The organism is Polaromonas sp. (genome assembly GCF_029945895.1).
GTDB lineage: Bacteria > Pseudomonadota > Gammaproteobacteria > Burkholderiales > Burkholderiaceae_C > Polaromonas.
The window spans coordinates 25693-46479 of the sequence record NZ_JAQSDL010000085.1 but is presented as its reverse complement, the minus strand read 5'-3'; the positions used below and the strand labels follow the sequence as shown (position 1 = coordinate 46479).

At 65.0% G+C, this 20787-nt stretch carries 24 protein-coding genes; 18 read left to right on the top strand and 6 right to left on the bottom strand.

The genetic code is table 11. The features are described from left to right. Positions 1-5 precede the first annotated feature (5 nt). Positions 6-731: a GDSL-type esterase/lipase family protein gene (locus PSV33_RS11700; RefSeq protein ID WP_300561926.1), complete on the top strand. Its 726-nt coding sequence runs from the start codon at positions 6-8 to the stop codon at positions 729-731. Positions 732-741: 10 nt separating this feature from the next. Here PSV33_RS11700 and PSV33_RS11695 read toward each other — a convergent pair whose 3' ends face one another. After that, the gene (locus PSV33_RS11695) at positions 742-978 is read right to left on the bottom strand and encodes a hypothetical protein (RefSeq protein WP_300561923.1); all 237 of its coding nucleotides are present in this window, start codon (positions 976-978) and stop codon (positions 742-744) included. 179 nt (positions 979-1157) lie between these two features. Here PSV33_RS11695 and PSV33_RS11690 point away from each other — a divergent pair, with 179 nt between their 5' ends. Together PSV33_RS11690 and gshA are read left to right on the top strand one after the other, a co-directional pair. Then, positions 1158-1853: an alpha/beta hydrolase gene (locus PSV33_RS11690; protein ID WP_300561921.1), complete on the top strand. Its 696-nt coding sequence runs from the start codon at positions 1158-1160 to the stop codon at positions 1851-1853. Between the two features lie 254 nt (positions 1854-2107). After that, positions 2108-3697 (top strand): glutamate--cysteine ligase, encoded by a 1590-nt coding sequence (gene gshA / locus PSV33_RS11685; RefSeq protein ID WP_300561918.1) that lies wholly within the window; start codon positions 2108-2110, stop codon positions 3695-3697. Positions 3698-3738: 41 nt separating this feature from the next. Here gshA and PSV33_RS11680 read toward each other — a convergent pair whose 3' ends face one another. Continuing rightward, positions 3739-4428 (bottom strand): type 1 glutamine amidotransferase domain-containing protein, encoded by a 690-nt coding sequence (locus tag PSV33_RS11680; protein WP_300561915.1) that lies wholly within the window; start codon positions 4426-4428, stop codon positions 3739-3741. A gap of 220 nt (positions 4429-4648) precedes the next feature. Here PSV33_RS11680 and ylqF point away from each other — a divergent pair, with 220 nt between their 5' ends. Continuing rightward, positions 4649-5602, top strand: a complete 954-nt coding sequence (gene ylqF / locus PSV33_RS11675; protein ID WP_300561912.1) for a ribosome biogenesis GTPase YlqF — start codon at positions 4649-4651, stop codon at positions 5600-5602. Positions 5603-5707: 105 nt separating this feature from the next. On the opposite strand, the gene PSV33_RS11670 is transcribed toward ylqF, so the two are convergent. Both PSV33_RS11670 and PSV33_RS11665 read right to left on the bottom strand, forming a co-directional pair. After that, the gene (locus tag PSV33_RS11670; protein WP_300562158.1) at positions 5708-6070 is read right to left on the bottom strand and encodes a response regulator; all 363 of its coding nucleotides are present in this window, start codon (positions 6068-6070) and stop codon (positions 5708-5710) included. Between the two features lie 302 nt (positions 6071-6372). After that, entirely contained in the window at positions 6373-6630 is a 258-nt protein-coding gene (locus PSV33_RS11665) for a hypothetical protein (RefSeq protein WP_300561909.1), read from the bottom strand. A gap of 162 nt (positions 6631-6792) precedes the next feature. Between PSV33_RS11665 and PSV33_RS11660 the strand changes: the two genes are divergently transcribed. Beyond that, positions 6793-9126 (top strand): xanthine dehydrogenase family protein molybdopterin-binding subunit, encoded by a 2334-nt coding sequence (locus PSV33_RS11660; RefSeq protein WP_300561906.1) that lies wholly within the window; start codon positions 6793-6795, stop codon positions 9124-9126. A gap of 49 nt (positions 9127-9175) precedes the next feature. On the opposite strand, the gene PSV33_RS11655 is transcribed toward PSV33_RS11660, so the two are convergent. Then, positions 9176-10060 carry a LysR family transcriptional regulator gene (locus tag PSV33_RS11655; protein ID WP_300561905.1) on the bottom strand — a complete coding sequence of 295 codons (885 nt, stop codon included), beginning with the start codon at positions 10058-10060 and terminating at the stop codon, positions 9176-9178. 96 nt (positions 10061-10156) lie between these two features. Between PSV33_RS11655 and PSV33_RS11650 the strand changes: the two genes are divergently transcribed. The 8 genes from PSV33_RS11650 (at position 10157) to PSV33_RS11615 (ending at position 16069) form a co-directional block, all read left to right on the top strand. Continuing rightward, positions 10157-10486, top strand: a complete 330-nt coding sequence (locus PSV33_RS11650) for an HPF/RaiA family ribosome-associated protein (RefSeq protein ID WP_300561903.1) — start codon at positions 10157-10159, stop codon at positions 10484-10486. A 38-nt stretch (positions 10487-10524) separates the two neighbouring features. Further along, positions 10525-10800: a zf-TFIIB domain-containing protein gene (locus tag PSV33_RS11645; protein WP_300561902.1), complete on the top strand. Its 276-nt coding sequence runs from the start codon at positions 10525-10527 to the stop codon at positions 10798-10800. A 34-nt stretch (positions 10801-10834) separates the two neighbouring features. Next, positions 10835-11251, top strand: coding sequence for a TerB family tellurite resistance protein (locus PSV33_RS11640; protein ID WP_300561900.1), 417 nt, complete (start codon positions 10835-10837; stop codon positions 11249-11251). Further along, positions 11248-11397 carry a hypothetical protein gene (locus PSV33_RS11635; protein WP_300561899.1) on the top strand — a complete coding sequence of 50 codons (150 nt, stop codon included), beginning with the start codon at positions 11248-11250 and terminating at the stop codon, positions 11395-11397. Before PSV33_RS11640 ends, PSV33_RS11635 begins: the two co-directional genes overlap by 4 nt. Positions 11398-11641: 244 nt before the next feature. Then, positions 11642-12616 carry a TerC family protein gene (locus tag PSV33_RS11630; RefSeq protein WP_300561897.1) on the top strand — a complete coding sequence of 325 codons (975 nt, stop codon included), beginning with the start codon at positions 11642-11644 and terminating at the stop codon, positions 12614-12616. Continuing rightward, positions 12613-13128, top strand: a complete 516-nt coding sequence (locus tag PSV33_RS11625; RefSeq protein ID WP_300561895.1) for a universal stress protein — start codon at positions 12613-12615, stop codon at positions 13126-13128. The genes PSV33_RS11630 and PSV33_RS11625 overlap by 4 nt, the downstream gene beginning before the upstream one ends. 143 nt (positions 13129-13271) lie before the next feature. Further along, a complete protein-coding gene (locus tag PSV33_RS11620) occupies positions 13272-13763 on the top strand; it encodes an Rrf2 family transcriptional regulator (protein ID WP_300561893.1) in 492 nt (163 codons plus the stop codon). 275 nt (positions 13764-14038) lie between these two features. Further along, positions 14039-16069, top strand: a complete 2031-nt coding sequence (locus PSV33_RS11615) for an ATP-binding protein (RefSeq protein ID WP_300561891.1) — start codon at positions 14039-14041, stop codon at positions 16067-16069. A gap of 116 nt (positions 16070-16185) precedes the next feature. Here the strand turns inward: PSV33_RS11615 and PSV33_RS11610 are convergent, their stop codons facing one another. Next, on the bottom strand, positions 16186-16377 hold the full coding sequence (locus PSV33_RS11610; RefSeq protein WP_366945598.1) for a TerB family tellurite resistance protein: 192 nt from the start codon (positions 16375-16377) through the stop codon (positions 16186-16188). A gap of 137 nt (positions 16378-16514) precedes the next feature. Between PSV33_RS11610 and PSV33_RS11605 the strand changes: the two genes are divergently transcribed. Genes PSV33_RS11605 through PSV33_RS11585 form a run of 5 tightly spaced genes read left to right on the top strand, consistent with a single transcriptional unit; the run spans position 16515 to position 20760 of the window. After that, entirely contained in the window at positions 16515-17186 is a 672-nt protein-coding gene (locus PSV33_RS11605) for a TetR family transcriptional regulator (protein WP_300561889.1), read from the top strand. Next, the gene (locus PSV33_RS11600) at positions 17183-18400 is read left to right on the top strand and encodes an efflux RND transporter periplasmic adaptor subunit (RefSeq protein ID WP_300561887.1); all 1218 of its coding nucleotides are present in this window, start codon (positions 17183-17185) and stop codon (positions 18398-18400) included. Before PSV33_RS11605 ends, PSV33_RS11600 begins: the two co-directional genes overlap by 4 nt. Then, entirely contained in the window at positions 18397-19590 is a 1194-nt protein-coding gene (locus PSV33_RS11595) for an ABC transporter permease (protein WP_300561885.1), read from the top strand. Before PSV33_RS11600 ends, PSV33_RS11595 begins: the two co-directional genes overlap by 4 nt. A gap of 14 nt (positions 19591-19604) precedes the next feature. After that, a complete protein-coding gene (locus tag PSV33_RS11590) occupies positions 19605-20330 on the top strand; it encodes an ABC transporter ATP-binding protein (RefSeq protein WP_300561882.1) in 726 nt (241 codons plus the stop codon). A 40-nt stretch (positions 20331-20370) separates the two neighbouring features. Further along, positions 20371-20760 carry a hypothetical protein gene (locus tag PSV33_RS11585; RefSeq protein ID WP_300561879.1) on the top strand — a complete coding sequence of 130 codons (390 nt, stop codon included), beginning with the start codon at positions 20371-20373 and terminating at the stop codon, positions 20758-20760. Positions 20761-20787: the final 27 nt, after the last annotated feature.

Below are 20787 nucleotides of genomic sequence, written 5' to 3'. Positions count from 1 at the left end.
CTCACATGTTGGGTGCGCTTGGTGTGCTGGCGGCGCTGGCCGTGCTGGCCACCACCGGCTGCGCCGCCTGGCGCATCGGGCAATCGGTGTCCCTGGCGCGGCAAAGCGAGCCTTTTGAAGCCTCGCCCGCCCCGGCCACATCCAGCCTGCTGGTGGTGGGCGACAGCACGGCAGTGGGAACGGGCGCTTCGTCGCCGGCCACCAGCATCGCCGGCCTGATCGCACGCGACCATCCCCAACTGACCATCGTCAACCGTGCGCGCGACGGCGCGCGGTTTGCCGACATCGCTGCCCAGCTGGAAGGCCAGCAACGCTTCGACGCCATCCTCGTCCTCGGCGGCGGCAACGATGTGATCCGCTTCACCGGCGATGCGCAGCTGGAGAATGACATCGCCCGCGCCGCAGAACTGGCGCGCGTGCGCGCCCGGCTGGTGGTGTTCATGCCTTCGGGCAATGTCGGCAGCGCGCCGTTTTTCTTTGCGCCCTGGTCCTGGCTCATGACGCGCCGCTCGGAGACGCTGCACCGCTTTGTGCGGCAGGCGGCCACGGACAACGGCGCTGTGTATGTGAACCTGTTCAAGGACAAGGCCGATGATCCGTTTGCGCAGCGCCCTGACGAGCTCAACGCCAGGGACGGTCTGCACCCCAGCGACGCAGGCTACCGCCTCTGGTACGACGAGCTCAACATGCAGGCCGGTCTGTCAGCGCGGCTGGCCGCGCTCAGGCGCTGACAGCGCAGGTTCACAGACCCAGCAGTTTTTTGGCGTCGCCCAGGGCTTTCATCGATTCGTCGTGTTTGCCGGCCTTGTGAAAGGTCTCTCCTTCGGCACGCAGGGACTTGACCTTGACCATGTCGGCGGCGGGCAGCTTGGGGTTGCTGGCAAGTCTGGCGTCTATGGCCTTCATCTCGTTGGGGCAGTTGTGGGCCAGGGCGAGTGAGGATGCGGCCAGGGCCGCGGCAGCAAGGATGAGTTTCATGGCGATCTCCCATGTTCAGTACGCGTCAGAAAATGCTGACTGAAAAATGCTAGCAAAAACACCGGTCCGGGCACAAGCGCACTTGCCCGCAGAGGTCCTAAAATCACCTCTTTGAACCTGCCGCATGAACCTCCGTGCGGCAGCCACCCCTTCCGCCCTCGCCACCGTCAGGTTCACCCATGTCTCTTGAAGTTACCGAAGCCCAGACCGGCGAGCAGCCTGTCGCCACCATCCTGATCATGCATGGCCTGGGCGCCGATGGCCGCGATTTTGTACCCGTGGCCGAGCAGCTCGATCTTTCCAGCGTGGGACCCGTGCGTTTTCTGTTTCCCCACGCGCCGGTGATTCCCGTCACCATCAACGGCGGCTACCAGATGCCGGCCTGGTACGACATCCTGGGTGCCAACCTGACAGCGGGCCAGGACGAAACCGGCATGCGCCAGACCCAGGCCGCCATCAACACGCTGATAGAGCGCGAAACCTCGCGCGGCATTCCTGCCGGCCGCATCGTGGTGGCTGGGTTTTCCCAGGGTTGCGCGATGGCGTTGATGACCGGCCTGCGTTATCCCGAACGCCTGGCCGGCATCATGGGCCTGTCGGGCTACCTGCCGCTGGCGCATACTGTGGCGGCAGAGCGCAGCGGGGCCAATGAAGGTCTGCCGATTTTCCTGGCGCATGGCAAGCGTGATGGCGTGGTGCCGCTGGCTGCGGCCACCGGGACGCGCGACGCACTGGCGGCCTTGGGTTACCCGGTGGACTGGCACGAATACGACATGGAACATTCGGTCTGCATGGAAGAGATCGCCGACATGAACCGGTGGCTGCTGCGCGTACTGTCTGGTGCTAGCTTCTCGAGCGAAATCCGGCAGCCGTAAGGGCTTTCCCGTCACGCTGCCGTGCCGGGTTTCCGGTCCGGCTGCCGCGGACGGCTGTCTTTTCAAGTGAAATCATGCGCTGGCCCAATCAGGGCGGGCGCAAGAAGCTATCAAAAAGATAGTGACTCGCACGCGCAGGCCACAGCGGACCGCGCTGGCCGGCACCGTGCGGTCGGGCGCCGCTCCGCCTGGCCTGCAAACAACCCCGGCCTGTGATACCTTGCACGCCACGAAAGATACAGAGGGAAGACTTTATGAACAGCTCGCATGCGCGATCCGCCGCGCTCATGGGCGACCGCCTCCAGGCGCTCGGCCCTGCCAGGCTGAAAGGCATGCGTCGCGGCATCGAGAAGGAAAGCCTGCGCGCCCAGCCCGGCGGCGCGCTGGCCCTGACGCCGCACCCGGCGGCACTCGGCTCGGCCCTGACGCATCCCTGCATCACCACCGACTTCAGCGAGTCCCAGGTCGAACTCGTCACCGCCGCACACAAAGGTCTGGGGGACGGGGCCGACGCCGCGCTGCGCGAACTCACGCAGATTCACCAGTTCACCTACCGCGCCATGCAGGCGGTCGGCGACGAGATGCTCTGGGTCTCGAGCATGCCCTGCGGCCTGCCGACCGACGAGACCATCCCGATCGCACGTTTCGGTTCGTCCAACGTCGGGCGCGCCAAAAGTGTCTACCGCATGGGCCTGTCGCACCGTTACGGGCGGCGCATGCAGACCATCTCTGGCATCCACTACAACTGGTCGCTGCCCGAGGTGACGAGCGAGCAGTACTTTTCGCTGATCCGCAATTTCCGCCGTCATGCGTTTTTGCTGCTCTACCTGTTCGGCGCCTCGCCAGCCGTTTGTTCGACCTTTGTGGCCGGGCGCCAGCACGAGCTGCAGCAACTGTCGAGCAGCACCATGTACATGCCGCACGGCACCTCGCTGCGCATGGGGCGCTTGGGCTACCAGAGCGATGCGCAGGCCTCGCTGGCTGTCAGTTACAACAGCCTGGAAGGTTACGGCGCATCGCTTCAGGACGCGTTGACGCGGCCTTACCCGGCCTATGAAGCGGTGGGCATCCAGAACCCTGGCGGCGACTACAACCAGCTGGCCACCACCTTGCTGCAGATTGAGAACGAGTTTTACGGCACCATCCGGCCCAAACGCGTGATTTTCCCCGGCGAACGCCCGCTGCATGCCTTGCGCGAGCGCGGCGTCGAATACATCGAAGTGCGGCTGATGGACCTGGACCCGTTCGAGCCGGTCGGCATCAACGCCCAGACCATGCGTTTTCTCGATGTGTTCCTGCTGCACTGCCTGCTCAGTGACAGTCCGCCCGACACCCCGCAGGAGATCGCCGAGCTCAAGCACAACCAGCACCACACGGCGGCGCGCGGGCGCCAGGCGGGCCTGCTGCTCAAGCGCGGCGGGCGCGAGGTGTCGCTGACTGGTTGGGGTGCCGAGGTGGTGGCGCAATGCGCACCGATTGCCGCCGCGTTGGACGCGGCCAATGGGGGCACGCAGTACAGCGCCACCCTGCATGCTGCCGAGGCGGCGCTGCTCGATCCCGCCACCCTGCCGTCGGCCCGGGTGCTGGCCGCCATGCAAAAGGGCCACGAGAACTCTTTCGTGTCGTTTGTCCGCGCCCGCTCCGCCCTCACCAGGGAGGCACTGCTCGACCTGCCGTTTTCTGCCGGGCAGCAGACCGCATTCGAGGCCCTATCGCGCCAGTCCGTCGCTGAACAGAAAAAAATAGAAGCGACCGACACCATGCCGTTCGAGATCTACCGCCAGCAGTACGTGTCATCTGAACGGCTGGGTGTGTCCAGCCGCGCGGCCGCGGTCGCCCTGTAGCCGGCGCCTGTTCCAGCGCCGGCTAATGCGGGCTGCTTGGCTCAGGCCGGCTGGGGGGCCAGTTGACGCAGCAGCTCATGGGCCGCCGCTTCGGAAGAAGCCGGGTTCTGTCCGGTGATCAGGTTGGCGTCGGTCACCACATAAGACTGCCAGTCGGCGCCCTTGCTGTAGTTGCCGCCGTTGTCGCGCAGCATGTCTTCGACCAGAAAGGGCACCACATCCGTGAGCTGCGCCGCCGCTTCCTCGGTGTTGGTGAAACCAGCGACTTTTTTGCCTTCAACCAGCGGTGCCCCGCTGGCGGCTTTCACGTGGCGCAACACACCGGGCGCGTGGCAGACTGCCGCCACGGGCTTGCCGGCGGCGAACATGCGCTCAATCAGCCCGATGGAATCCCTGTCTTCGGCCAGGTCCCACAACGGGCCGTGGCCGCCGGGGTAAAACACGGCGTCAAAGTCCGCATCCTTCAGGCCGGCCAGCTGGACGGTGTGCGCCAGCGCCTGCTGCGCCTGGCTGTCGTCCTTGAAGCGGCGCGTGGCGTCGGTCTGCGCGTCCGGGGCATCGCTCTTCGGGTCCAGCGGCGGCTGCCCGCCTTGCGGTGAGGCCAGCGTGATGTCGGCACCTGCGTCCTTGAAGACGTAGTAGGGCGCTGCAAATTCTTCCAGCCAGAAGCCGGTTTTTTTGCCGGTATCGCCGAGCTGGTCGTGTGAGGTCAAAACCATCAGAATCTTCATGGGTACTCCTTGAAAGCGCGGCCGGGGCTGCGCGGTGAAAATGGGGGCAGGCCGAGATGTCGCGGCCTGAAGGTCATTGTCCTGCGCCTGGGCCGGGCGCCCCGTAGGCCAGGGGAAGGTTGGCCTGTCAGGGTTGATCGCCCGGGTCGGTCACAATCCCTGCTGGCCGGCTGCGTCGGGCTGCGGCGGCCGACGAACGACACGAAAGAGTATTCAGACAATGGCTATCCAGTGGTTCCCCGGTCACATGCACCTGACCAAGAAGGCGATCAGTGAGCGCATCAAGGAAATTGATGTGGTCATCGAATTGCTGGACGCGCGCCTGCCCGGCTCCAGCGCCAACCCCATGCTGGCCGAACTGACAGGCGCCAAGCCGGCGCTCAAGGTGCTCAACAAGCAGGACCTGGCCGACCCGGCGCGCACACTGCTCTGGCTCGCGCACTACAACAGCCTGCCCGGTACCAGCGCGATTGCGCTCGACGCCAGCGAAACCACGCCGGCGCGCCGCCTGATCGACGCCTGCCACGCGCTGGCGCCCACGCGCGGCAGCATGGTCAAGCCGATGCGGGTGCTGATCTGCGGCATTCCCAACGTCGGCAAGTCCACACTGATCAACACCCTGACCGGCAAACGCGCCACCAAGACCGGCGACGAGGCCGGCATCACCAAGCTCGAGCAGCGCATCGTGCTGGCCGACGGTTTTTACCTGTGGGACACGCCCGGCATGCTCTGGCCGCGCATCATCGTCGCCAAAAGCGGCTACAACCTGGCCGCCAGCGGCGCCATCGGCCGCAACGCCTTCAACGAGGAAGAGGTCGCGCTGGAGCTGCTGGACTACCTGATCCAGGCCTACCCGGCCCTGCTGGAGGCGCGCTACAAGCTCAAGCTGACGCCCGGCATCACCGACGAGCAACTGCTCGAAGAGATCGGCCGCAAGCGCGGTGCGGTGTTGAGCAAAGGCCGGGTGAATCTGCAGAAGGCCGCGGAGATCGTGATTTACGAATTCCGCGCCGCCACCCTGGGCCGCGTCACGCTGGAGACGCCCGAAGAGTTCGCCCAGTGGCTGGCGGCCGGGCAGTTGCTCGATGCCGAACGGCAGGTCAAGAAGGACCGGATAGAAACCGACCGCCTGGTGCGTTTCAAGAAAATCCCGCGTCCTCCGCGCGAGGACTGAAAACGTCGCAGACCGGCTGGCGGCACCGCTGGCGGTCTTTGCGTTCAAAGCCCGACCACATGCCTTCTGTGGTGCCGCGCAACATCTTCCCGGTGATCAAATGCGTCAGTGCGGGCGCGTGCAGTAGGCCAGGAACTGGTCGAGTTCGGTGGACTTGTCGAAAACCGCATCAGCACCGCACGCCAGGCAGCGCTGGCGGATGTCATCCGTGGCGTAGTTGGACAGCACCACCACGCGTTGCTGACGCGAGCGCTGCCTGCAGCCCTTGAGCACGCCCAGCCCGCTGCCCTGTTGAAGGAACAGGTCCACCACCAGCAGTTGCCAGTCACGCGGGTGAAGGGCCAGCCAGGTGCAGGCGCCTTGTTCTGTTTCCGCGTAGCCCACGGTCTGCACGCCAGCCAGCTCGGTCAGTGTTTCGACGAGGTTGTCCCGGATCACTGCGTTGTCCTCCACGATGTAGGCCTTCAACGCTGCGGGGCGCTGGGATGGGGAGGAGGGGCCGGGTCCCTTGAGTGGGTGGTTGGCGAGGTTCACGGGTGTCACGTCACAAGTCTCGCTCGATGATCGCGGGCCCGACGCAGTCGATTGCACTGCACAGGTGTAGGACAGAACCCTTCAAGGACCCAACGGATCATGAGAGCGCTTGCGCGGTTTGACGCTCTGGCCGGCTGGCCAGACTTCTATGCCCCAGCAGTCGCCAACCTCTTGCCACGCGTGCGCTTGAAGCTACAAAAATAGTAGCGCTTGCGGCGCAGCGAGATTCCGGGAAATTACAGCGGTCCCGACGGGCCGGTCTGGCCGGCGAGCCGCCGGCGCACATACGCGACGATAAAACCGAGGCCCAGCACCAGCGCAAACCAGCCCACCAGAGAGGCCTTGGCCACAATGCCCTGCATGCCTGGCGAGGTGATGAAATACGGCGACACCAGCACGGCCAGGCCGATCAGGGCGCACAGGAGTCCCTTGACCAATAGTTCGTTGTTGGCCTTGTTGCTGTGCCTGCGGATGGGAGGAGGAGGTAGTGGCATGGCCTGATTGTCGGGCAAATGCGGAGGGCAGGGTGAGCTCAGGGGCTTGCCGGCATGCCGCCGGACGGATCGCAGCAATGGATTTATAGTGGCTGTTTGCCATTGGCCTGCCCACGCTCCAGCATGCGCGCGGGCCGACTTCGCCATTTCCAGGAGCCTTTTGTGTCCATTACTCCCGCAGCAGACCTTCAACCGACCCGTTTTGGCAGCGGACAGGCCGTGCGCCGCCTCGAAGACGACGCCCTGCTGGCCGGTGCCGGCCAGTTCACCGACGACGTGACGCAGCCGGAGCAGGTGGCCCTGTTCTTTGTGCGTTCACCGTACCCGCACGCGCGCATCGTGGCGGTGGACAGCGCCGCTGCGCTGGCCATGCCGGGCGTGTTGAAGATCGTGACCGGCGCAGACCTGGTGGCCGACGGGGTCAAGCCGATTCCCGGCTCCAGCGGCTTCCCAAGGGCCGACGGATCGCCTGGGGTGTCGCCGGTGCGTCGCGTGCTGGCCCATGAACGGGTCCGTTTTGTCGGCGAGGCGGTCGCCGCCGTGGTCGCGCTCACCCTGCAGCAGGCGCGCGATGCGGCCGAAGCCGTGATGGTGGACTACGACGAGCTGCCGATGGTGGTGGACATGAACGACGCCACTGCACCGGGCGCCCCGGCGCTCGCGCCTGAAGCCCCCGACAACATCGCCTGCGAAACGCGTTATGGCAGCGTGGAGGCCACCGCTGCGGCTTTTGCCGGGGCACGCCACGTGGTGGCGCTGGACATCGTCAACCAGCGCCTGCACGCGCTGAGCCTGGAGCCGCGTTCGGTGCTGGCGGCGTTCGACAAAACCTCGCAGCGCCTGACGATACGCATGAGCACGCAGATGCCCACGGGCGTGCGCAACTCGGTGTGTGACGCTCTGGGTATGGCGCAGGAACAGGTGCGTGTGGTGGTCGGCGATGTGGGCGGCGGCTTCGGCATGAAGACCGGCGTCTACCCCGAAGACATTGCTGCCGCATATTGCGCTCGGGCCTTGGAGCGCCCGGTCAAATGGGTGGCCGAGCGCAGCGAGGAATTCATCTCGGCCTACCACGGCCGCGACGTGCAGAGCCATGCCGAACTCGCGCTTGACGAGAACGGAAAAATACTCGCCCTGCGCCTGGCCTCGCTGGCCAACGTGGGGGCCTACGCCACCGGCGCGGGCGTGGCCATCCAGCTGCTGATCGGTCCCTGGGTGCAGACCAGCGTCTACGACATCCAGACCATCGACTTTCATTTCAGCGCCGTGCTGACCAACACCGCGCCCACCAGCGCCTACCGCGGCGCGGGCCGGCCAGAGGCCATTTTCACGATGGAGCGGCTGATGGACGAGGCGGCGCGCCAGACCGGCATCGACCGCGTCGAACTGCGCCGGCGCAACTTCATCCAGCCCGCGCAGATGCCCTACAAAAACCCCATGGGTCAGGTCTACGACACCGGAAACTTTGAGTCGGTGATGGACCAGGCGCTGGTGCTGGCCGACTGGAAAGGCTTTGACGCGCGGGCGGCCGGGTCGGCCTCGCGCGGCCTGCTGCGCGGTCTCGGCATTGCCACCTTTCTCGAATGGACGGGCGGCAACGCGCTGGAAGAAACTGTCACCGTTGCGGTACAGGCTGACGGCATGATCGAAGTCTTCACCGCTGTCAACGCGATGGGGCAGGGCATTGCCACCACGCTGACCCAGCTGGTGGTGGATGCCTTTGGCGTGCCTGCTGAGCAGGTGCGTGTGGTGATGGGCGACACCGACCGCGGCAACGGTTTTGGCAGCGCCGGCTCACGTTCTCTGTTCACCGGCGGATCGGCGGTGCGCGCCGGTGCCGACAAGGCGATCGCGCTGGGCAAACAGCTGGCAGCCAGGGAGTTTGAGGCCGCCGCAGAGGACGTGATCTATGCCGGCGGCGACTTCACCGTGGCCGGCACCGACCTGCGCATCGGCCTGTTCGATCTGGCTGCGCGCCAGGGCGACCGGCAGATTTTTGTGGACTCCACCACCAAGGTGGCCGGGCCGACCTGGCCCAACGGCTGCCACATCAGCGAGGTCGAGATCGACCCGCAGACCGGCCAGGTGGCGGTGGTGGCCTACGCCTCGGTCAACGACGTCGGCCGCGTTGTCAACCCCCTGATCGTGCGCGGCCAGCTCGACGGCGGCGCCGTACAGGGCATCGGCCAGGCGCTGTGCGAGCGCATGGTCTACGACCGCGAGACCGGCCAGCCCGTGACCGGTAGCCTGATGGACTACGCCGCGCCGCGTGCCGACACCGCGCCTGACTTCAGAACCGAGATGGACGAGTCCACGCCCTGCCTGAACAACCCGCTGGGTGTCAAGGGTGTGGGTGAGCTCGGCACCATTGGGGCCGGCCCCACGGTGGTCAATGCCGTGGCTGACGCGCTGGGCCGCCGCGGTCTGGCCGACCAGGCCAGGACGCTGCAGATGCCAATCTCCCCGGCGCGGCTCTGGAGCTCGATGCAGGGCTGAGGCCCGCAGGGCGCCGGGCTGTTCCCGGCTTGCTGCCGTGCGCTGCGAGTTACCGCTGAGGCGGCAGCAGTTTCTGCACCAGTGGATGCAGCACCTTCTTGTGCGCTCCGATCGCAAAGAAGTGCTCTTCGACAGACTCGCAGCGGCCCACCTGCTTCACGCCGTATTGGGCTGTCAGCTCGTCGTGGACCAGTTCGGCCATCGGAAAAACGCCCATGCCCGCCGCGCCGAACGTCTTGAGCAGGGCACTGTCCTCGAATTCCCCCACCACGTGGGGTTTGATGGCCATGCGCTCGAACCACTGGTCGATCCGCGGCCGTACCGCGGCATGGTTGGTGGGCAGCAGCACGGGAACCTTGGCCAACGATTGGGGAAAGCCGCGCCGGGCTGCCGCGGACAGCGAGGCTGACGCAAACCAGGCCAGTGTCGATGATCCCAGCGGGTGGCTGTAGACCTTGAGGTTGGGGTTGGGCGGCGCGGCCCGGTCGGCCAGAACCACATCGAGCCGGTGCAGGGCCAGATCGCCCAGCAGATCCGGAAACTCGTCCACGTGACACAGCAGCCGCAGGTTCGGCGCCTGCATCACCGGCTGCATCAGGTGCCGAACCGCCAGCTTCGGCAGTCCATCGGAAATGCCGACGACCAGCCGCACGGCGGGTGAGCCGACCGCGTCACGCAGCGCCGCCGGCAGTTGTTCACCGAGCTGGAAGATCTGTTCGGCCTGCCGCATGGCCGCGATACCCGCTTCCGTCAACGCAACGCCGCGCCCGGCCGGCTTGAGCAGGACGTAGCCCAGCGAGCGCTCCAGCTCACGAACCTGGGTGCTCACGGTCTGCACGGCCATGCCCAGCCGGTCGGCCGCGCGGGCCATGCCGCCTTCCTTGGCGACAACCCAGAAATAGTACAGGTGCCGGTAGCTGAAGTCCTTGCTCATTGTTCGGTTATTCAGAAGTTTATTTCAATGATTATCTGCTTTTAAAGAAATTCTGCCAGCGGTATGGTCGAAACTTCCAAAGCAAAGGAGATCGACATGCAGGTTATTTTCGAATCCCGTCAGCCCTGGCTGGAGGAGCTTCGTGAGTTTGCATTGCGCCGGGTACGGCAGACCACGCGCCCGCTCGGCTGGCTGGCCCCGCGCGCCCGGGTCAGGCTCTCTCATGTGCAAGGCGCGCACAACGGTATCGACAAACGTTGCGAGGTCGAACTCACTGCCGAGGGCGCCGGAACCGTGGTCATCACCTCGATCGCCCGTGACTGGGGCTCGGCACTGCAAAGTGCGCTGGCTCGCGCCGTGCGGGCCCTGCTGCTCAAACTGCAGCCGCCGCGCCCGCCCCGGCGAACCATCGCTTACCAGCGCTGAGGCTGCGGAGATATTCCAACCTTGATGGAGAACCCTTGATGAAATGCCCCCATTGCCCCGATGCCACCCTGCTGATGTCCGAACGCCAGGGCGTGGAGATTGACTACTGCCCCCAGTGTCGTGGCGTCTGGCTGGACCGCGGTGAACTCGACAAGCTGATCACCCTGTCCGCCGCGCCACCCGAGCCGGTGCCAGTCCAGGCCAGGCAGGCGCCCCGGCAGAGCCCTCCCGATTTCGTCGATTCCGACTACCGGCAGCGCCAGCGCGCTTATCCGCGCAAGCAGAAGTCGTGGCTCAGTGAGATTTTTGACTGAGCGTCGCCTACCCAAATACAGAAAGTACTTGCCCATGAGAACTTATCCGCGTAACAGCCCGCAGGCCTGCGCGCGCATTGTTGCGCTTGCCATGCTTGCTGATGGGGGCATGTGCAAGAAGGAACTCGATACCTTTGATCGGCTGGAGGTGCATGCACGGATCGGACTGGACAAGGCCGAGTTCCATGCGATCGTCCAGGCGTTTTGTGAGGACCTGCTCATGGCGGCACATTCGAATTGGAGCGACATGTGTGGGGTTGACCCGCGAGCATTGGCTGAATTAATGGGCGAGATCGATATTCCCGAGCTTCAACGCAAGCTCATCAGCCTGTGTGTTGCCATAGTAGAGGCTGACGGACGTGTTGCTGACAGCGAGTCTGTCGTTCTCGAGGCGGCTGTTGAACACTGGGGTCTGGAGCGGAAGATGCTTGAAACCAGTGGTGCAGCATGACTGACTACTTCATTCCGCCCGCATTGCTGAGTGCTTTGATTCTGGGCTGCGCCTGGCGTGAATGGCTGGCTGACCAAAAGCGGGATGCCAAGCCCATGGCTGCATTCGGGGCGGGCCTCCTCGCTTTGGGACCGGCGGCCGACTGATGGGGCCCGATTTCCACCCGGCGGCGCAATCACGGTGTCCGGATTTCTGCGCTCGACATGGTCCGGATGCCGGACGCCGACTCCCCACTGTATGCCGCCCCCGCTGCCTCACGCTGACCCCATCGGATCTCCGGGGGGCTTGCTGGCGTCTTTCAAGCCACCTTACGACCCATGAAAAAAACAATCGCTTCGATCATGCCTTTACAGAAAACACCCACAAGCAGCTCAGGCCCAGGATGCTCCCATGAGCAATATTGAATCTTTCGCCACGGGCCCGATGTGGGCCGGCTTTATCGCCTTCGTCATTGCCATGCTTGCCCTGGACCTGTTTGTCCTGGGCGGCAACAAGGCCCACCGGGTGTCGGTCAAGGAGGCCGGGAGCTGGGTCGTGGCCTGGATGCTCCTGGCCACGACCTTCGGCGCCTTGTTGTGGTGGTATCTGGACGGCACGGCCGGCCGCGAAATCGCCAACCGCAAGGCCCTGGAGTTCTTCACCGGTTACCTGATCGAGCAGACCTTGTCGGTGGACAACATGTTTGTGTTCGTGATGATCTTCACCTACTTCGCCGTTCCGCCGGAGTTACAGCGACGCGTGTTGTTGTACGGCGTGATTGGTGCGATTGTCATGCGCGCCGGCATGATCATGGCGGGTGTCTGGCTGGTGTCGGAGTTTGCCTGGGTGCTCTACGTGTTCGGCGGGTTCCTGGTGGTGACCGGGATCAAGATGCTGGTCATGGCCGATCAAAAGCCCGATCTGGAGAAGAACCCCCTGCTGCGCTGGCTGCGCGGCCACATGCGCATCACCCCGGGCTTTCATGGCGAGGCTTTCTTTGTGCGCATCAACGGCCTGCGCTACGCGACGCCCATGTTCCTGGTGCTGATGATGATCGAAGCCAGCGACCTGGTGTTCGCGGTGGACAGCATCCCGGCCATTTTTGCGGTGACCACCGATCCGTTCATCGTGTTCACCTCCAACATCTTTGCCATCATGGGCCTGAGGGCGCTGTACTTTCTGCTGGCTGACATGGCCGAACGCTTTCACCTGCTCAAGTACGGCCTGGCGCTGGTACTCGTCTTTATCGGAGGCAAGATGCTGGCGATGCCCTGGTTCCACATGCCGGTGCAGTGGTCGCTGTTGATCGTGGGCTCCATCATCCTCATTTCCGTGGTCCTCAGCCTGAAGATGAGCGCCCGCCAACCTTCCAGGAGTGACTCATGACCGATGCTGCAACACAGGGCGCCCTGCCGGGGCCAGCCCACGAGCGGCGCGATGACCTGGGCCGGCTCGTCGCCGTGTCCTGGCACGGCGACGGGAGCGACGAAGTGTCCGGCCCTGCGCGCTGGCTGGTGGCGGTCGATGGTTCGGCGTGCTCTTTGCGCGCCGTCTCGATGGCCGCGGGGCTGGTGACACCAGAGCCGGGCGCCGGGGTCGATCTGGTGCATGTCCAGCCCTGGCTGAACAAGGAGGCTGCCGAGACCGAACTGCCGCGGCGCGGATGGCAAGCCACGGCGCAGGCGCGTCAGTTGCTCGACGCAGCGTCGGTCCCCTGGCGCCTGCATGTGCTCATGGGCGAGGGCGCGCCAGAGATTGCAAGCCTGGCCGACGTTCTGGGCAGCCGCGGCATTGCCATCGGCTCACGCGGGTTGACCGCTACCGAATCCCTCTTGCTGGGCTCGGTGGCCTACCGGGTCGTGCACCTGGCCAGGCAGCCTGTGCTGATCGTGCGGTGACGCCCGTGGCCATCCTGAATGACGCTGCTGCAGTGCCGACCACACCCTCCATGCCGCCTGCCCGATGGGGAGGTGCCGTGGCGGGTTCGTCGCGGAGGTCCCCGGGAAGTTCTGATTCTGGAAACAACAACCGAAAGTTCATGATGCAAATCGCTACCCAAGGCCGTGTGGCCGTGATCGCCATGCTTGATCTGGCCCTTCGCACAGAGCAGGGACCGATTGCGCTGGCCACGATCGGTGCACGGCAGAAGATCTCGCTGACGTATCTGGAGTCGCTGTTCGCACGGCTGCGTCGGCGAGGTCTGGTGCGCAGCACGCGCGGGCCCGGCGGCGGCTATGGCCTGGCGTACAGCGCTGTTGACATCACCGTGGCTGATATCGTCTACGCCGTCGACGAATCGAAGCCGCTGGGCGCCCGCGCCGCGCCTGAGTCGTCCAGTTCCATCCCTTCTGCGGGTCAGCGGATTGCCAGCGACTGGTGCGCCGACCTTGAACGCGAGATGGCGCAATTCCTGGCGTCGGTCTCCTTGCACGACCTGGTGCAGCAGCAGGGCCGCGCAGGCCAGGGCGCGGCTGATGGTCATTCAGACGGCGCGGTCCAGGCGGGTGATGCAAACCGGGGGATGACAACCTGAGCGTCGATCGGTCAAAGTCAAGGGTGTTCTGGCCGCACATCGGCCAACCGCGTGGCCCGTCGGTAGCTACACTTTTTAGCTACGTTGACTTTGAAGGCGATCCTTGTTCCGTCACCTTGCAGGCTGCACGGCCGTGCTGTCAGGCTGTGCCTTCGCGCAGGCCGAAAAACCAGTTTCCGCCTTCCCGTCGGTCAACCCATGCGACATCCGCCTGACCGCTGCCTGCTGGCAGCTTGACCAGCCGGCCCGGACCGGTTTGCGCTGAGCGGGTGCCGATGGTCGATCTCGCCCGACTCCTGCCGCAATCGCTGGTTGCACGGGTCTATCTTCTCTACACGGTGACACTGCTGCTGTTTGTCTGCAGCGGTTTGTGGTTGTTCTACCATTTCCAGTTCTCCGAGGCCGTGGAAAACGCACAGGACTCGGCAACCATGCTGGTCGAAGTGGCGACGCAGACCATTTCCGACAGCGCGGTGATCGGGGACTACGCCACCATCGAGCGTATTCTGGACAAGGCGGTCCTGCGCTCGCAGTTTTCGTCGGCCTTGTTCATCGACCTCGCCGGCGGTGTCATTGAGCGCGACAACGCCCAACCCGCGCTGGTGCGCCCGCCCGGCTGGCTGCGCGACGCGGTCGATGCGAACCTGGAGCCCGTCAGCCGGGTCATTTCAGTGGGAGGGCGCGACTATGGCGTGCTGCGCCTGAATTTTGCGGTGGGCCAGGTGGCCGCAGGTTTGTGGCAATCGATGCAGGCTGCCTTGGGGATGGCACTGGCCGGTCTTGCCGGAGGCTTGCTGCTGATCTGGTTTCCGCTGCGCCACTGGCTCGGTTCACTGGAGCGCGTGAACACCTTCCAGGCGAAATTTCCTCGCCACGGCGATCCTGCGGGAGCCTCGATGCTGCAGACCCTGCCCCTGGAATTTCGTTCCACGTTCGAGATTCTCGACCAGACCGCCCACCGCCTGAGAAACGAGCTGGACAACCGCGAGAAGGCCCTGGCCTCACTGCGCAGCGCGCTGGCGGAACTGCTGCCGCATGTTGCTTCTGACGGTTTCGCGGGCAGTGACGACATTGCGGTGCTGTCCCGCACGATTGCCGACCTGGTGCAGGAACGCGGCGCAAGGCGCGACGAACTGCAGCAAGCCGTCGCTGCGGCCCAGTCCGCCAACCGGGCCAAAAGCGAATTTCTTGCCAACATGAGTCACGAGATCCGTACACCCATGAACGGCATCCTGGGCATGACAGGCCTGGTGCTCAAAACCGAGCTCACGGCGCAACAGCGCCAGTTTCTCGGCATTGTGAAAACTTCGGCTGATGCCTTGCTGACCATCATTGACGACATTCTGGACCTCTCGAAAATCGAGGCAGGCATGCTCACCATGGAGTTGATTCCGTTCGATCTGCACCAGTTGGTGGACGAAGCGGTCCAGTCGCTGTCCCTGCGGGCCCAGGAAAAGGGGCTGCGGCTGAGCAGCACGATGGCGCCTGGGGTGCCGCGGCGGATGGTGGGCGAACAGGTGCGGCTGCGGCAGATTCTGCTGAACCTGCTCGGCAATGCCGTCAAGTTCACGGACCGCGGCGAGGTCAGTGTTCACTGCGCGCTGGAGCCGGGCGAATCCGGCGGCGCCATGCTGCACTTCACCGTGACAGACACCGGCATCGGCATTTCGCGTGAAAAGCAGCAGCATATTTTCCAGGCCTTCAGCCAGGAAGACACGTCGACCACGCGCCGGTTTGGCGGCTCGGGTCTGGGGCTGACGATTTCGCGCCGTCTGGCTGGCCTGATGCAGGGTGAGTTGTGGGTGGACAGCACCCCCGGTTCCGGCAGCAGTTTTCATTTCACCATGGCTTTTACCGAGGATGTGACGCCCCTGCGGGTACCGGACGCCTTGCCCGCTTTCCCGGCAATCCTTACCCCGGGGACGAAAGAGGAACTGCCGGTGCTGGTGGTTGAAGACAACCTGATCAACCAGACGCTGGTGATGACGCTGCTGCAACGTGGCGGTTACCGCGTCACCCTGGCGGGCACGGGGCGGGAAGCCGTGGAGAAATTCCTGATGCACCGCTTTTGCGTGATCCTGATGGATATCCAGATGCCCGACCTGGACGGCATTGAGGCGACCAAGGCGATTCGTCTGCTCGAACGCAAACAGGAGCGCCTGCGCACGCCGATTGTGGCCATGACGGCCAACGCCATGCGCGGCGACCGCGAGCGTTGCCTGGAGGCCGGCATGGATGACTACCTGGCCAAACCCATCAAGACCGCAGAACTGTTTGCCATCGTCGAAACCCTGACCGCGGACTGAGCGCCAGGCGCACCGCACCCGGTCCACCGGGATTTTGAATAAAAACCCCCTGCAGCCCTTGTGCAGCGGGCGCAAGCAGCTATGAATACCGTAGCGTCTCAGGCGTCTGCCCGCGCTCAGGCCGGACCGGCGGCTTCCCTGGCGCGCATCTTGGCGCCTATGTATTCGCCATGCATGACATGCAGCAGGCCGGCAATCTTGCTGATCAGGTGGTTTTCGTGGGCGTCGAGATGGGCGTCCGAATATGCCACCTGCCACATGGTTTCCACCACGTGAATCTTCTGTGCCTGCGTGAAGTGCTCGTTCATGGCGGACAAAGCAGTGTTGGTCGTGATGGGTCCTTGCCGTGTTGTTTGACCTTGATCAAAGTTCCATCGGATCCATGCCTGCGCTGCAACAGGGAGGACGCCATAATCAAAGTAATTGATTAATTACTTGGATACCCATGAATGCAGCAGCAACCAGCAAGCGCCCGAAGCAGGCCACGGAAGTCCGCCAGGCCGGCCTGGTGGAGGCTGCCCTGCAACTGGCCGCACAACGCAGCCCGGCTGACATCACCACGGGTGATCTGGCGCAGGCCGTGGGCATCAGCCAGGGCGCGGTGTTCCGGCACTTTCCCAGCAAGGAGGCCATCTGGCTGGCCGTGCTGGACGGGGCTTCCGATACGCTGATGGCCCGGCTGCAAACGGCCGCTGGCACGGCGTCCACCCCGCTGGCAGCGTTGCGGGCGGTGTTCATGGCGCATGTGGACTTTGTGGTGGCCCATCCCGGCGTTCCCCGGCTCATCTTTCAGGAACTGCAGCACGCGCAGGACACAGCACTGAAGGCCAGCGTGCGCGGCCTGATGCAGAAATACCGGAGCTTGCTCATGGGTGTGTTGCAGCAGGCGCAGGACCAGCGCCTGCTGGCGCCGGGCACCGACCTGCAGGCCGCCGCCGTCTTGTTCATCGGTTCGGTGCAGGGCCTGGTCATGCAATCGCTGCTCAGTGGCGATGTGCGCTCCGTGACCACGCATGCTCCCGGCGTGTTCATGATTTACCAGCGCGGGCTCACTGTCGGCAAAGGTCGCACACCGGCGACAGGCAGACCGGCCCCTGCCTTGAAGGAATACCCATGAAACGTTACTTCCCGTTTTCACGCCGCATCGCGCTGGGCGCCCTGGTTCTGGCCCTGGCGGGCGCACTGGCCTGGGTGGCGCTGCGCACCGGCCCGCTGGCGGCAACGCGTATCACGGTCACGCAGGTACAGGAGGGTCGTCTGGCCCCGGCGATTTTTGGCATCGGCACCGTGGAAGCGCGGCGCAGCTGGATGGTTGGCCCGACGGCGGCGGGCCGGGTGTTGGCTGTCCGGGTGGACGTGGGCGACACGGTCAAGGCCGGGCAGTTGCTGGCTGACATGGACCCGGTGGATCTCGACCAGCGCCTCGTGGCCCTGGATGCCTCGCTGGCCCGCGCGGGCAGCACGCAGGCAGCGGCGCAGGCCCAGTTGAAGGACGCTGCGGCCCGGCGGGAACTGGCCGCCATCAACGCCAGACGCAACGAGGAGCTGGCCGCGCAAAATTTCATCAGTGCCGCTGCGCTTGAATCCCGCTTGCAGGAAAAAGCCTCCGCCGACGCTGCGCTGCAGGCTGCCCAGGCCAATCTGGCCGGCACTGGCCAGGACGTGGCCCGCCAGAAGGCAGAGCGTGCGGGTCTGCAGCAGCAACGCGGCAATGTCCGTCTGCTGGCCCCGGCCGATGGGGTGGTGACCAGCCGCGACGCCGAAGCCGGCACCACCGTGGTGGCCGGCCAGCCTGTGCTGCGCCTGATCGACCCGTCCAGCCTGTGGGTGAAATTGCGGGTGGACCAGGGGCGTTCGGCCGGTCTCGCGCCGGGCCTGTCCGCCCGCATCGTGCTGCGTTCGCATCCGGGTGAGCCTGTGGCGGGGCAGGTTGCGCGCGTGGAACTGCTGGCCGACAGCGTGACCGAGGAGCGCATCGCCCAGGTGGCCTTTGCGCAGGCGCCGACCGCCAAGGTGATGGGCGCCGCCGTCGGTGAACTGGCCGAGGTCACGCTGCAGCTGCCCGAAACAGCTTCTTCATTGTTGGTGCCCAATGCCAGCATCCAGCATCGTCAGGGGGCCACCGGCGTCTGGCGCATCGAAAGCGGCAAGCCGGTGTTCGTGCCGGTGCGGCTGGGTGTTCGCAGTCTGGATGGCCAGGTGCAGGTGATTGACGGCCTCAAGGCCGGTGACGAGGTGGTGGTGTACAGCCAGAAGGCCCTCACGCCCGGCGCCCGCGTGCAGGTCGTGGACACGCTGGTCAAGGACGGACGCCAGGGGACCGCACCGTGATCAGTCTGGCCGGGCGCGACATTGCGCACAGCTGGGGCAAGTTTGTGCTCACTGGCCTGGGTCTGGGCCTGCTGATCGGGGTGACGCTGACCATGGCCGGTGTCTATCGCGGCATGGTCGATGACGCGCAAGCCCTGCTGACCAACAGCCGGGCCGACCTGTGGGTGGTGCAAAAAGACACGCAGGGGCCGTATGCCGAATCATCGAGCCTGAAAGACGATGTGGTGCGCAGCGTGCGCGGCATGCCCGGTGTGGCCCAGGCGGCCAACGTGACCTACTTCACCATGCAGGTGCAAAGCCATGACGGCGACGACACCCGGGCCATGGTGGTTGGCATGGAGCCGGGCCAGCCCGGCGAGCCGGGTTATCTGGTGGCGGGCCGCCAGCTCACACGTGGCCATTACGAGGCCGTGGCCGATGTGAAAACCGGCTTCGTCCTGGGCGAGCGCATCCGCATCCGCCGCCACGACTACACCGTGGTGGGGTTGACGCAGCGCATGGTGTCTTCGGGCGGCGACCCGATGGTGTTCATCCCGCTCAAGGACGCCCAGGAGGCGCAGTTCCTGAAAGACAACGACGCCATCGTCAATGACCGCACCCGAACCGCCGCCAACCCGGCCTTCAACCGCCCCGGCGTGCCGGGTCTGCTCGATGCGGTGCAGGCGCTGCAGACCAGCAGCCACAACGTCAATGCGGTGCTGGTGCAACTGGCACCCGGGTTCGGGGCCGACCAGGTCGCCGAACCGATTCGCCGCTGGAAACACCTGGAGGTGTTCACGCGGGACGGCATGGAGGAAATTCTGGTGGCCAAGCTGATTGCCACATCGGCCCGACAGATTGGCATGTTCCTGGTGATTCTGGCGGTGGTCAGCGCCGCCGTCGTGGCCTTCATCATCTACACCATGACACTGGGCAAGATCCGCGAGATCGCGGTGCTCAAGCTCATCGGCACGCGCAACCTGACCATCGCCAGCATGATCCTGCAGCAGGCACTGGGTCTGGGGCTGATTGGTTTTGTCGTCGGCAAGGTAAGTGCCACGCTCTGGGCGCCGGTGTTTCCCAAGTTCGTTCTGCTGCTGACGCAGGATGCCATGATGGGGCTGGGCGGCACGCTGCTGATCTGCGCGCTGGCCAGCACACTGGCCATCCGCGCCGCACTCCAGGTCGATCCCGCAGAGGCCATCGGATGACCCCGGTGATGGCCATGAGCCCGGCCACCCCGGCAAGCGCCGGCGGCATCCGCATTGAAGGCCTGCGTAAGGTCTACGGTCAGGGCGACACCGCCGTCGAGGCCCTCAGGAACGTCAACATGACCGTGGGCCCCGGCGAGGTCGTGGGACTGGTGGGCCCCTCGGGCTCGGGCAAAAGCACACTGCTCAAATGCCTGGGCGCCATCATTGAACCCACGTCCGGGCGCATGACGCTGGGCAACGATGTGATTTACGACAACGGCTGGACCACCTCCGACCTGCGCGCCCTGCGGCGCGACCGCATCGGTTTTGTGTTCCAGGCCCCGTACCTGATTCCCTTTCTGGACATCACCGACAACGTGGCCCTGCTGCCCATGCTCGCCGGGGTCCCCAATGCCCAAGCCCGGGCCCGGGCGCTGGAACTGCTGACCGCGCTGGATGTGGCTCACCGCGCCCGCGCCGAACCATCGCAACTGTCCGGCGGAGAGCAGCAGCGCGTATCCATTGCGCGGGCCCTGGCGAACCGTCCACCCGTGATCCTGGCCGACGAACCCACCGCCCCGCTGGACAGTGAACGGGCGCTCGCCGTCATGCGCATCCTGAACCAGATGGCCCGGCAGGCGCAGACCGCGATCATCGTGGTGACTCACGACGAAAAAATCATTCCGACGTTCAAGCGCATTTATCACATCCGTGATGGCCAGACCATTGAAGAAGCCGGCCAGGGGCTGAGCTTTTGATGACCGGCGGGGTGGGCGCCAGACCATGAAAGGACCTTGCATGAACACGTCCCGACTCCTCAAAATCCTCGCCGCTGCCGCCATTGTTTTTGGTGTACTCACAGTTTTCAGTGGCGGGCGTGCGCTGTTTGGTGGCACCGAGGCACGCGCCGCCGTGGGCAACGCCGTGGACTTCGTGTTGTGGTTCAACTTTCTCGCCGGCTTCGCCTATGTGATCAGTGGCTTCGGGCTTTGGCGGGGGCGTCGCTGGGCTGCCCGGGCGGCCAGCCTGCTGGCGCTGGCCACAGCCCTCGTCGCGGGCGCCTTCGCCGTGCATGTTGCGGGTGGGGGTGCCTATGAAACACGCACGGTGGCTGCGCTCGCGCTCAGGCTGCTGTTCTGGGGGGTGGTGGCCGTGGTGGCGTTGCGTGAATTGAAAGCATCCCGCTGACACGGCGCTGGAGTATGTAAAAAGTGC